Below are 11,806 nucleotides of genomic sequence, written 5' to 3' on the forward strand. Positions count from 1 at the left end.
CACACGGTCAGGGACGCGCGCGTGGGCTGACGGCCGCAGAGCTCGGCGTTCACGGTGTCGAGATGGACAACCTCGTCGGACTCGGGCTGCCCGTCGTGCCGGGTCTGACGATCCCGGTCGGCGCGGGAGAGGAGCTCGCCCACAGGGAGACCGCCGGAGTGGCCATCGACCTGCTGGAGAAGCTCGCGGTGCGCGGGATCTGGCCCGCCGTCCGCACCGAACGACGTCCCATGCTCATGCATCTGCGCTGTAGTGCACCGGTACCGGTGTCCGCGCTCCCGCCGGCCCTCTCGGTGATCGGACTGTCGCCACGCAACGTCGACGCGCTCGTCGAGGTCATCGGCCGGGATCGGGACGTCTTCGACTCGTGGGCCCATACGCTGAGGTTCACCGCGGAGAACGCCCTCGGGATCGACCCCGACGACCTCGACGACGCGATCGACGAGTCGCCCGACGTGCGTTCGCGCGTCCAGGCGCTGCTCGATCTCGTCGAGGAGTCGACCGGCGCACCGTATCCGAGCGACCCCGCCGAGCAGCTCGGACTCGCTGCCCAGGCGATGCTCGCACGCTGGGCCTCGCCACGTGGACAGCGTGCCCGCAGGTCGTTGTCCCTCCCCGACGATCTGGGTATAGCGCTCCATCTGCGCGCACTGCGGCTCGGTTCCTGGGACGAGTCGGGGTATGGCCACGCGGTCAGCCGGAGCCTGGAGACCGGGCGGTACGCCCCCCACGGTGTCTTCCACCTAGGGGTGCGGCGTGCGGATCCTGATCCCGGCCCCGGCGAGCCACTTGAGGCGATGCCGGGCGGAACCGCCATCCTCGACCAGATCTTCGCAACCCTCGAACCGCATCTGCGGGGCGTCGCGGAGGTGGAATTCGAGGTGCGCGACCGTCAGCTCGCGCTGCTCAGCGCCGGCGGCGTGGAGCATCCTGGCCCGCGTGCGGTCACGACACTGGCGGTGGACCTGGTCGCCGACCACGCTATCGGGCGGCGGGACGCGGTCGCGATGCTCGATCCCAACCTGATGCAGGACCTGCTCCATCCCCAGATCAAGCTCGACGGGGGCGAACAACTCATCGCGCACGGCCTCCCCGCGTCCCCCGGAGCGGCCACCGGACGGATCGCCCTGTCCGCCGATACCGCACTGCGCTGGGCGGAAGAGGGGACGCCGGTGATCCTGGTCGCAGCCGAGACCAGCCCGGCCGACGTTCCGGCACTGATGGCCGCCACCGCCGTCATCACCTCGAAAGGGGGCCTCGCCTCCCACGCCGCGGTGGTGGCGCGCGGAGCGGGACGACCCGCCGTGTGTGGGGCCACCGGACTCCGGATCGACCGGGAGGCTCGGACTGTCACCAATGGTGACATCGTCATATCCGAAGGTGATGTGGTGTCCGTGAACGGTCGTACCGGTCACGTCTATCTGGGTGAGGTCGCCATCCGGCCACCCGAACCCTCGGCCGAGCTGGACACCCTCCTCGGGTGGGCTGACGACATCCGGCGCCTCGGCGTGCGCGCCAACGCCGACAACCCCGCGGACGCGACCACCGCATTCCGTCTGGGCGCAGAGGGGATCGGACTGTGCCGCACGGAGCACCAGTTTCTCGGTGAACAGCTCCCGCTGGTCCAACGCCTCGTGCTGGCCGAGACCGAGCAGGAGGAGATCGAGGCCATCGCCGCGCTGACCGCAGCGCAGGAGGCCGACTTCACCGAGTTGCTCCGTGTGGTCGCCGATCGCCCCATCACGGTGCGCCTGTTGGATGCTCCCCTCCACGAGTTCCTCCCCGTCGACGGGGACTACCGCGACGAGGCGCAGGCACGACGCGCGGCCGACACCCACGAGTCCAATCCGATGCTCGGCCTGCGTGGTGTGCGGTACGCCATGGTGCAGAAGCGGCTGTACCCGGCTCAGGCCGAGGCGCTCTTCCGTGCGTGGGTCACGGTCAGCGCGGAGGGGGTGCGACCGCGCCTCGAGGTGATGGTTCCTCTCGTGTCCCTGCCGGAGGAGCTGGCCGAGGCGATCGCACAGGTCCACAGCGCAGCCGAGGTGGTGGCCGAATCGACCGGCGTCTCGGTTCCGTACACGGTGGGCAGCATGGTGGAGACCCCCCGGGCCGCGCTGATGGCGGGAAGGCTCGCCGAGCACGCGGACTTCCTCTCGTTCGGTACGAACGACCTCACGCAGTTGACCTACGGGTTCTCCCGCGACGACGTCGAGAAGAGCATGCTGACGCACTACCTCGGGCAGGGATTGTTGTCGGACAGTCCGTTCGCGGTGCTCGATCGCGACGGGGTCGGAGCCCTCGTGTCGCGAGCGGTTCTGCACGCCCGGAGCACCAGACCGGACATCAAGCTCGGACTGTGTGGCGAGCACGGTGGAGATGCCGATTCCATTGATTTCCTGAACTCCGCGGGACTGCACTACGTGTCGTGCTCCCCGCACCGCATGCCGGTCGCTCGGCTCGCGGCCGCACGCGCTGTGCTGGCCCGAGACGACGAGGGGATCGCGTGACGACGGAACTCGACGATCTACGTCGGGCGGTGCGTGATGCCGTCGGATCGCTCGGCGGTACAGCCGTGTGCCGTGGACTGGATCCCGCGGGCCCGGGCTGGGACAGGCGTTCCTGGTCGGTACTGGCCGAGCAGATCGGCGTAGGAGCTCTCGGCGTGTCTGCTGACCATGGCGGTCTCGGTGGTCTCGCCGAGATGACGGTGGTGGCCGAGGAGTGCGGTGCAGTCGTGTTGCCCGTGCCCTATCTGTCCACCGTGCTGGCCGCGCAGATCCTCAGTCGTACCCACGGTGCGGACGACGTACTCGGCGAGATCGCCGAGGGGGCGCCAGCAGCTTTCCTGGGCCTCGATCGTCGAGGGTGGTGGTCGCCGGGGGGCATCGGGGTGACCCTCGGGCCCGGGGATGCGGACGGTGCCCTGTCCGGCCAGGTCGACTCGGTGCTCGGTGCGGCGGGCGCTCACTGGTTCGTCGTCGGGGCCCGGACCACTGACGGTGTCGAGCTCTTCGTCTGCGACGCCCGGCATTCCGGCGTTCATGCCACTCCGTTTCGGACGCTCGACCTGTCCCGGGCGCACGCATCGGTGAGCCTGTCCGAGGTACCCGCGAGAAGACTCGCATCCCCCGACTCTGTGGACGCGGCCGTTCTTCACGCTCTCGACGTCGCCATCGTGGTCCTCGCCGCCGAACAACTGGGCGGTGCTCAGGCGAGCCTCGACAACACGGTCGCGTACGTGAAGGAGCGGCGTCAGTTCGGCCGGGCGGTCGGTGGATTCCAGGCGGTCAAACACTCCCTGGCCGACCAACTCGTACTGGTTGAATCCGCTCGGTCATCCGTCTCCAGGGCCACAGAGGCCGCCGTACTCGACGAAGCCGCGCCTCTGGCGCGTTCCTGGTGCAGCGACGCCTACCGCACGGTCAGCGCCGAAGCTCTCCAGCTGCACGGTGGCATAGGTTTCACCTGGGAGCACGACTGTCATCTGTACTACCGCCGCGCACGAGCGGATGCGCAGCTGTTCGGTGGGAGCGCTTTCCACCGCGAGCGCCTGGCCACCGCTCTGGGATGGTAGAGGCCCTTCGACCCGCGCAGCGGTGAGGACCGCGGCGGCGGGTTGACGCTCGCCGCCGGTGTCCTCTCAGCGCCTGTCGCGCTCGGAGAACGGTGTGTCCTTGGGTGAACGTGGTTCGGGAGGAAGGCCCAGTACGCGCTCTGCGATGATGTTGCGCTGGATCTGATCCGTCCCGCCGGCCAGCCGGTAACCCGGGCTGCCGAGCACGTGCTCGGTCCAGGCGAAGCGGTCCGGATCGAGTTCCACGGCGATGTCGTTACCAAGAAGGTCCGACGCGACCTCGCCGATCCTGCTGAGTACGTCGGACGCCATGAGCTTCCCGACGGACGCGGCCGGCCCGGGCGAGCGACCGGCGGCCGCCGCACGGGCGACCCGATCTGCGGTGGCCTTGCGCAGCTCGGCGCGGATGTAGACGTCGGCGAGTTGCTGTCGGACGAGTGGATCGTCGGCCACGCCCAGGCTCTGCGCGAGGGCGACGAGTTCCTCGACCGATCCCCCCTTCTTCCGCGTCACAGAACCGGAGGCGGTGCGCTCGAACGACAGGGTCGCGCCCGCGATCTGCCATCCCTGTCCGGGCTCCCCGAGTCGCGCCGAATCCGCCACGTGCACGTCGGAGAGGAAGACCTCGTTGAACGAGGACCCGCCACTCATCTGACGTATCGGCCGGATCTCCACGCCTGGCGAATCGAGTGGAACCAGGAACGCGGTGATCCCCTTGTGTTTCGGGGCCTCCGGATCCGTGCGCGCCAACAGCATTCCCAGGTCGGCGAAACGGGCACCGGACGACCACACCTTCTGGCCGTTGAGGATCCAGCCATCCTTGTCGCGACGGGCCTGGCAGGACAGGGATGCCAGATCTGAACCGGCCCCTGGTTCGCTGAACAACTGGCAGGCCAGCAGATCGGTCCGCAGGAGCGGCTCGGCGTAGTCGGCGCGCTGCTGATCCGTGCCGAACATCGCGACCGCCGGACCGACCAGGCCGGTCGTCACACTGATCAGTTCGGTCGACGGGGGGACATCGAACTCGAGTTCGGCCCGGGCGATCTCGGACGCGAAGGACGCCGGGAGGCCACGGCCACCGTGCTCCGGCGCGAGCGTCAGCGCGCCGTAGCCGGCGTCGTATCGCCGGCGCCGGTAGGTCCGCGCCGCGTCCAGTAGAGCGCGCTCGTCCTCGTCGGACAGGTTGCGGAACACGGCCAGGTCCGGTGGCCCGGACGGCCCCTCGGATCGCGGCGCGGCGACCTGGGCGAGCCAGTCACGGACCTCGTCACGGAACGCCGCGAGCTCCCTCTGCGCGGTATCGGTGGTTGCGTGTGGTGCTGACATTGGCGTTCTCCTCACACCGTCAGGATCGTGCAGGCCGAGAGCCCGGGGGCGCCGTAGACGTGGGTGAAGCCGACCCGGGGTGACCCGGGCACCTGCACCCCGGGTGCCCGCTGCTGCAACTGACGGACGACCTCGTGTACCTGCCGTAGTCCCGAGGCGCCGATCGGCTCGCCGTTGGCGAGGCAGCCTCCGTCGGTGTTCACCGGGAGGCGGCCATCGGGGTGCGTGGCGCCGGAGGTGATCAGGTCGGCCTGCTCACCGTGTCCACAGAGCCCGGTCTCGGCCAGGTGGATGATCTCCGAACCGCTGTCGGTGTCCTGCACCTGCACGACATCGACGTCCCCGGGTTCGAGGCCGGCGGCCGCGAACGCCGCCGCAGAGGCGTCGATACTGGGGCTGTTCGCCGGATCGGGGTCCAACCAGGGTGAGAACACCTCGAACGACCCCGACCGTCGCGTACGGACCTCTGCCGCAGCCAGACGCACCGGCTGCTCACACAGATCGGAGGCGCGGTCACCCGAGGCGAGGATCAGTCCCACGGCACCCTCGCCGGGTGAGCAGAACATGTACTGGGTGAGTGGCGTGTTCACGGGTGTCGCGGCGAGGATCTCATCCCGTGTCAGCGGTGTGCGTCGCCACGCCATCGGATGCGCCGCCCCGTTGGCGAATGCTCGTTCCGCGCCCGCGCCGAGGAGCGACTCGTCGAGACCGTGAACATGGAAGTACCTCCGCGTCTTCATGGCGAAGTACTGCGTGGTGACCATCATCCCGGACCGTGCGTACCAGGAACCGAGCCCGTACGCCGCGGGATCGGAGCCGAATGCGCCACGACCGTGTTTGTCGAAACCCACCACCGCGACGACGTCCGCCCGGCCGGACACGATCATGTCCGATGCCGTCGAGAGCGCGACACCACCGGTGGCGCACCCGTTCTTGACAGTGGTGAACGGGATGCCGGACAAGCCGAGTCTGGAGACCAGCGCGTCCGGTTTCCCGGAGATGTTGCTCCCGCCGACCGCCGCGCCGATCTGCTCCCAGCTCAGGTTCGCGTCGTCGAGCGCGGCGCGTAGGGCGATCTCGCCCATGTCCATTCCGCTGATCGCGTCGCCGTGTCGGCCGAACGCATGCATCCCGGCGCCGACGACATACACTCCCGGTCCGGTCACGGTTCCACCCTCCCGAACCCGAATCCGGTGATCCCGTGGTCGAGATCGAGCAATCGCAGGTCGACCTCGTCACCGATCGAGACCGGGCCGATCAGCCGCGATTCCACCAGGACCGGACCGAGATCGACGTAGCCCACCACGAACGGCTCGAACCCGTCGACCGGGGAGTGGTACGGCGGTCTGGGGGCGAAACGCTGGTCTGTCCAGGTCCAGACCGTCCCGCGGGTCGGGAGTGGTACCCGCGAGACCACGGTTCCCGCGCACCCGGGACACCGCGACGCCGCGGGGAAGGCGACGGTCGCGCAGGACGAGCACCGCGACCCGGCGAGGACAGGTGGGTCGGTGCCGGCGAAGAGTCCGTCCTCGACGAGTACGTGCGCCACCGGTCAGCTCCCGGACAATAACGACAGCGGCCGGGAGAGGATGTCACCCACCGTGCGGAGGTACTCCGCCGCCGGCGCACCGTCGACTGCCCGGTGATCAAACGTCAGGCTCAGCGTCAATACCTCAGTGCGCGCCGGGGTGTCACCGTCCCAGCGCACGCCGTCCTTGACCCGTCCGACGCCGAGGATGGCGACGTTGCCCGGGTTGATGACGGGGGTGAAGAAGTCGACTCCGTATGCACCGAGTGTGCTCACCGAGAAGGTCGCCCCCTCGAGGTCGGCCGGGGAGATCCGACCTGACCGCGCATCACCGGCCAGCCGCCGGGTGGTGGCGCCGAGGGCGGAGACCGGCAGCTCGTCTGCGGAGCGGACGACCGGCACCATCAATCCACCGTCGACGGCGACGGCGATTCCGACATCGATGCGCTCGGCCAAGACGATCTCGTCGTCGACGATCCCCGCGTTGAGCAGCGGATGTTCGCGCAGGGCGAGAGCGGCCGCCCGCACGATGAAGTCATTGAGGCTCGGAGTCTGCTGCGACGAGTCGGTGGCTTCGATCTTCAGAGCGGCGCGGACAGCGACGAGCGCGGTGACGTCCACCTCGTAGCCGTGGGTCAGTTGCGCCGTGGTGTGCAGACTCTCCATCATGTTCCGGGCGATCGCACCACGCATGCCGCGCAGGGGGATGACGTCGCCTGCCGACGGAGCCGACGGAGCCGACCGAGCCGGTTGCGCCTTGTCGGTGGTGGTCGACGCTGTGTCGATCTCGCCACCCGACGCCGCACGCTCCACGTCGGAGCGGATGATCCGACCTCCGGTCCCGGTGCCGGGCACGCGGTCGAGATCCACACCCAGTTCGGCCGCCAGCTTCCTGACCAGTGGGCCGACGAATGCGGCGCCCCTGCCGGTCTGCTCATTCGTACCCGTGGGCACCGGGGTGGCCGCCGCCGGCGTCGCGAGGTGGTCCTCGACATCCTCGGAGACGATCCGCCCGCCCGGCCCGGTACCGGTGATCCGGGTGAGGTCCACACCGGCCGCGGTGGCCACACGCCGGGCGTTCGGGGACGCTTTCAGGCGCACCGGTTCATCGGAGGGACTCAGGTCAGGGGTCGGTGTCCCGGTTCCGGGGGTCGGCGCCGGATCCACCGGGCTCCGATCGTCAGTCGGTGCCGGTGCCGGTGCCGGTGCCGGTGCCGGGGTCGGTGTCGCGGTGCCGTCGGGCTCCGCTTCACCGTCCGCGAGGATCCATCCGACCAGTGCCCCGACCGGTAACACGGCCCCGGCCTCCGCGACGGTGGCGAGTACTCCCTCGGCCTCCGCCTCGACATCGACCTCGACCTTGTCTGTCTCCACCCGGAACAGGGTGTCGCCCTCGGTGACCTGCTGGCCCGATTCGGCAACCCACTCACCGATGACCCCTTCCTGCATGGTGAGCCCCAGTTTGGGCAGCACGATCTGGAAGGCCACGGTCAGTTCCTCTCGATGAGTCGGCGGGCACCTGCTGCGATCCGCTCGGCGTCGGGCACGTAGGCCTTCTCCAGCGGCGCGCTGAACGGCACCGGCGAGAAGGGGGCACCGATGCGCAGGACGGGTGCGTCCAGGTAGTCGAACGCCTCCTCCTGGATCTGTGAGGACACCTCGGCGCCGATGCCACCGAACGTGACCGCCTCGTGCACGACGAGGACGCGGTTCGTCTTCCGGGCGGAGTCGACGATCGTGGCGGTGTCCAGCGGTTGGACGCTCCGCGGGTCGATGACCTCGACCGAGACCCCCTCCTGCTCGAGCGCGTCCGCGGCCTTGAGGGCCTCCTGGACCATTCGGCCGAAGGCGACGATGGTGACGTCGTCACCGGTGCGCGGGATCGAGGCCTGACCGATGGGGATCTCGAAGATCTCCTCGGGCACCTCACCGCGCGAGCCGAGCAGCACCTTGTTGAGCATGAAGACGACCGGGTTGTCGTCGCGGACCGCGGAGACCAGCAGGCCTTTGGCGTCCTGAGCGTTGGACGGCATGACGACCTTGAGTCCGGGCGTGTGCGCAAGCCATGTCTCCAGGCTCTGCGAGTGCTGGGCGCCCGCGCTCACACCGGCTCCGTAGGCCACTGTGATGACCATGGGCACCTTCACCTCGCCGCCGAACATGAACTTCATCTTGGCGGCCTGGTTGACGACCTGGTCGAGGGCCACGGCCAGGAAGTCCATGAACATGATGTCGACGATCGGACGGAGGCCCCGGGCCGCAGCACCCACGCCCAGGCCGATCAGGCCCATCTCCGCGATGGGGGTGTCGACCATTCTCCGTGGGCCGAACTCGGCGAGCAGTCCGTCGTACATGTGGAAGACGCCGCCGTAGGCGGCGACGTCCTCGCCGATCACGAAGACGTCCTCATCTTCGCGCATCACCTGCGCCACGCCTTCGTTGAAGGCCTTGACGTAGGTCGTGGACCTGGTGGACTCCGCCGCCTGCTCGATGGTCAGTTCTGTTGAAGTGGACATTGTTTAGAACTCCCGGGTCAGACGGTGTAGACGTTCAGCGCGATGTCGGCGACATCGGGGAAGGGACTGTCCTCGGCGAAAGCCACGGATTCGGTGATGTCGGCGTCGACCTCGGTCCAGACCTCGGCGAACTCGGCCTCGGTGACCAGGCCTTCGGCGACTGCACGTGCCTCCAGCAGTTTGATCGCGTCACGCTCCCGCCAGGCCTTGACCTCGTCATCGGTTCGGTAGGCCTTCCGGAGGCCTTTCACGCCCTGGTGGTCGTAGTACCGGTACGTCTTGGCCTCCACCATTGACGGTCCGCCGCCGGCTCGGGCGCGTTCCACCGCTCGACCGACCGCCGCTCGCACCTCGATCGCGTCCATCCCGTCGCAGATCTCGCTGGGCATCCCGTAGGCGGCGGCACGATCGGCGACGTTCTCGAGCTTCATGTGGTCGCGTAGTGCGGTGAACTCCGCGTAGCCGTTGTTCTCGCAGACGAACACCACAGGCAGGTCGAGGATGCCGGCCAGGTTGGCGGACTCGTGGAACGCCCCGATGTTGCTGGCCCCGTCACCGAAGAACGGGATCGCCACCGAGTCGTCCCCGCGGTACTTGGCAGCGAAGGCGGCTCCGACCGCGATGGGGATACCGCCCCCGACGATCCCGTTTGCGCCGAGCATGCCGATCGACAGGTCGTTGATGTGCATCGATCCGCCGCGGCCCTTGCAGTACCCGTCCACCCGTCCGAAGAGCTCCGCGAACATCTGTCGGAACTGCGCGCCCTTGGCGACTGCGTGCCCGTGGCCACGGTGGGTGGAGGAGATCTGGTCGTCGTCCCGGAGGTTGCTCATCGCACCGGCGGCGACCGCCTCCTGGCCGACATAGAGATGGAGGAACCCGGGGAGGCGCCCTCCCTCCATGAGCTTGCCGGCCTCCGTCTCGAACTGACGGATACGCACCATCCGCCTGTGGAGATCGAGGACGACCTCCTTGCTGGGGGTCGGTTCTGCCGGGCTGATCGGGCGGCTGACCGCCCGGTCGGCCGGGTCCCCGTTCGGGGCGCTGGTCTCGGTCGTGGTCACCACGTCCACCTCTCTGTCGATGACGGCGGATGGATTTCGTCGCACCACGGAACTGTGCCGATCCCCGTCGCCGTCTCAGTCGCCGCTACGACCGAGTGTTAGTAGAATCACTATAAAGTTACCCCACCGGTCCGAGTCAATGTCCAATGTTACTTGACTTGGAATTCAGTTACGCTGACGATTGTCCGCACGGATGCCTTCGTGAAGGAGTGGACCTGATGCTCGACCACATTCGAGATCGGGCGACGGCCGAGCCGGGCCTTGTCGCTCTGGTAGACGACACTACAGTCCTGAACTGGGGTGATGCCGCATCATCCATCGACCGTCTTGCGCGCGCGCTGCGAAGGATCGCGCCGGGGGTCGATGGGCGGGTGGCGGTCGTCGGGGAGAATCGTGTGGAGACCCTCCTCGCCCATGTGGCGGCGATCGCGGCAGGCGTGGGCACGGTCGCGATGTCGCGTCAGCTCACCGCGCGCGAGATGGCAGACCAGTTTCTGGACTCAGGTTGTGTGGCCGTGATCACTGGTCCGGGCGGGGTCGGGGCAGCTTCGGAGGCCGCTACGCGGGCCGGTCTGACGACCGTGATTACTCACAACGTCTCGGAGGCTGCCTCAGCGTCGGTCTCACTGCTGACGTGGGACGCCTTCCTCTCGCGAGGGGGCGCCGAACTCGGCGATCTCGCGGAGCGGCCGGCTCGACCCCCCCTCGTGTACACGTCGGGGACGACCGGGCGGGCACGAGGCACCGAGGTCCGCTGGTTACCGACACCTGCGTCCTCGGCTGCCGAGTTCGAATCCGGCATAGCCCGGCGATCCGGCTATCCTCCGGGAGCGCATCTGGTGGCCGGGCCGCTCCAGCACAACGGCCCGCTCACCTCGATCCGGCATCTGCTGTCCGGTCAGCCGGTGGTGATCCCGGGTCGCTTCGACGCGCAGCGGGTGCTGGAACTCATCGAGACCCACTCGGTCACCTCGGCCCTCATGGTGCCCACTCACTTCTCACGCCTGCTGGCGCTGGATCCGAGGATCCGGAACCGCTACGACGTCTCCTCGCTCGCCCACGTCGCCCACACCGGCTCGGCATGCCCGGCGGACGTCAAACGCGCGATGATCGAATGGTTCGGCCCGGTGCTGGTGGAGTCGTACGGTGGCAGCGAGATCGGAACCGTCTGCAAGATCGACTCGACGCAGTGGCTCGAGCATCCCCGGTCCGTGGGCCGGGTGGTCGACCCGTTCGAGGTGGTCGTGGTGGGCGCCGACGGTGAGACTCTGGGCGCGGGGGAGACCGGCATCCTCGGTTTTCGGACTCCGCCCGGACGAGAGGTCGTCTACCACGGTGATCCGGAGAAGACTGCCCGGGCGTACATCCTGCCCGGCGTGGCGACGTTGGGTGATGTCGGACACGTCGACGACGAGGGGTACGTCTTCATCACCGATCGAGTGTCCGACATGGTCGTCTCCGGGGGGGTGAACCTCTATCCCGCGGAGAGCGAACAGGTGCTGTCCGGGCATCCGGACGTCGCGGAGGTCGCGGTCATCGGGGTCCCGGACGCCGACCTCGGCGAGGCGCTCCTGGCGCTCGTCGTCCCCGCGGCGGGCCGGTTCGTCGACATCGACGACCTGCGGACATACGCGAGACAGGAGTTGGCGTCCTACAAGTGCCCTAAGCACTACGACGTGGTCGATGAGCTCGCGCGCAATGCGATGGGCAAGCTGGACAAGAAGGCGTTGCGGGCACCGTACTGGGATTCCGAACGCACCATAGCTGGCTGACAGCGGAAAGAAGAGTGTGACCC

The 11,806-nt window shown here is 68.5% G+C and carries 9 protein-coding genes; 3 read left to right on the forward strand and 6 right to left on the reverse strand.

The features are described from left to right. The first annotated feature begins 62 nt into the window (after positions 1-62). Positions 63-2,510, forward strand: coding sequence for a putative PEP-binding protein (locus tag ABIE38_RS17695; RefSeq protein WP_354058525.1), 2,448 nt, complete (start codon positions 63-65; stop codon positions 2,508-2,510). After that, positions 2,507-3,577, forward strand: a complete 1,071-nt coding sequence (locus ABIE38_RS17700) for an acyl-CoA dehydrogenase family protein (RefSeq protein WP_354058527.1) — start codon at positions 2,507-2,509, stop codon at positions 3,575-3,577. Before ABIE38_RS17695 ends, ABIE38_RS17700 begins: the two co-directional genes overlap by 4 nt. Positions 3,578-3,643: 66 nt before the next feature. Here ABIE38_RS17700 and ABIE38_RS17705 read toward each other — a convergent pair whose 3' ends face one another. From ABIE38_RS17705 to ABIE38_RS17730, 6 genes are read right to left on the reverse strand one after another with little or no spacing between them, the layout of a single operon-like run. Next, positions 3,644-4,903 carry an acyl-CoA dehydrogenase family protein gene (locus tag ABIE38_RS17705; RefSeq protein ID WP_354058529.1) on the reverse strand — a complete coding sequence of 420 codons (1,260 nt, stop codon included), beginning with the start codon at positions 4,901-4,903 and terminating at the stop codon, positions 3,644-3,646. A gap of 11 nt (positions 4,904-4,914) precedes the next feature. Further along, positions 4,915-6,069, reverse strand: a complete 1,155-nt coding sequence (locus ABIE38_RS17710; protein ID WP_354058531.1) for a thiolase family protein — start codon at positions 6,067-6,069, stop codon at positions 4,915-4,917. Next, a complete protein-coding gene (locus ABIE38_RS17715) occupies positions 6,066-6,452 on the reverse strand; it encodes a Zn-ribbon domain-containing OB-fold protein (protein WP_354058533.1) in 387 nt (128 codons plus the stop codon). Before ABIE38_RS17715 ends, ABIE38_RS17710 begins: the two co-directional genes overlap by 4 nt. 3 nt (positions 6,453-6,455) lie before the next feature. After that, entirely contained in the window at positions 6,456-7,919 is a 1,464-nt protein-coding gene (locus ABIE38_RS17720) for a dihydrolipoamide acetyltransferase family protein (protein ID WP_354058535.1), read from the reverse strand. Between the two features lie 2 nt (positions 7,920-7,921). Further along, positions 7,922-8,947: an alpha-ketoacid dehydrogenase subunit beta gene (locus tag ABIE38_RS17725; protein ID WP_354058537.1), complete on the reverse strand. Its 1,026-nt coding sequence runs from the start codon at positions 8,945-8,947 to the stop codon at positions 7,922-7,924. A 17-nt stretch (positions 8,948-8,964) separates the two neighbouring features. Next, complete coding sequence (locus ABIE38_RS17730; protein ID WP_354058539.1) at positions 8,965-10,011, reverse strand: thiamine pyrophosphate-dependent dehydrogenase E1 component subunit alpha; 1,047 nt, start codon at positions 10,009-10,011, stop codon at positions 8,965-8,967. 218 nt (positions 10,012-10,229) lie between these two features. Between ABIE38_RS17730 and ABIE38_RS17735 the strand changes: the two genes are divergently transcribed. Further along, a complete protein-coding gene (locus ABIE38_RS17735) occupies positions 10,230-11,783 on the forward strand; it encodes an AMP-binding protein (protein WP_354058541.1) in 1,554 nt (517 codons plus the stop codon). The last annotated feature ends 23 nt before the right edge of the window (positions 11,784-11,806 follow it).

This window comes from Dietzia sp. 2505, from assembly GCF_040546785.1.
Lineage (GTDB): Bacteria > Actinomycetota > Actinomycetes > Mycobacteriales > Mycobacteriaceae > Dietzia.

Excerpts from the sequence above, each read along its gene's own strand:
- ABIE38_RS17705 (WP_354058529.1), bottom strand. The coding sequence starts at position 4,903 with ATGTCAGCACCACACGCAACCACCGATACCGCGCAGAGGGAGCTCGCG.
- ABIE38_RS17695 (WP_354058525.1), top strand. The coding sequence starts at position 63 with ATGGACAACCTCGTCGGACTCGGGCTGCCCGTCGTGCCGGGTCTGACG.
- ABIE38_RS17725 (WP_354058537.1), bottom strand. The coding sequence starts at position 8,947 with ATGTCCACTTCAACAGAACTGACCATCGAGCAGGCGGCGGAGTCCACC.
- ABIE38_RS17735 (WP_354058541.1), top strand. The coding sequence starts at position 10,230 with ATGCTCGACCACATTCGAGATCGGGCGACGGCCGAGCCGGGCCTTGTC.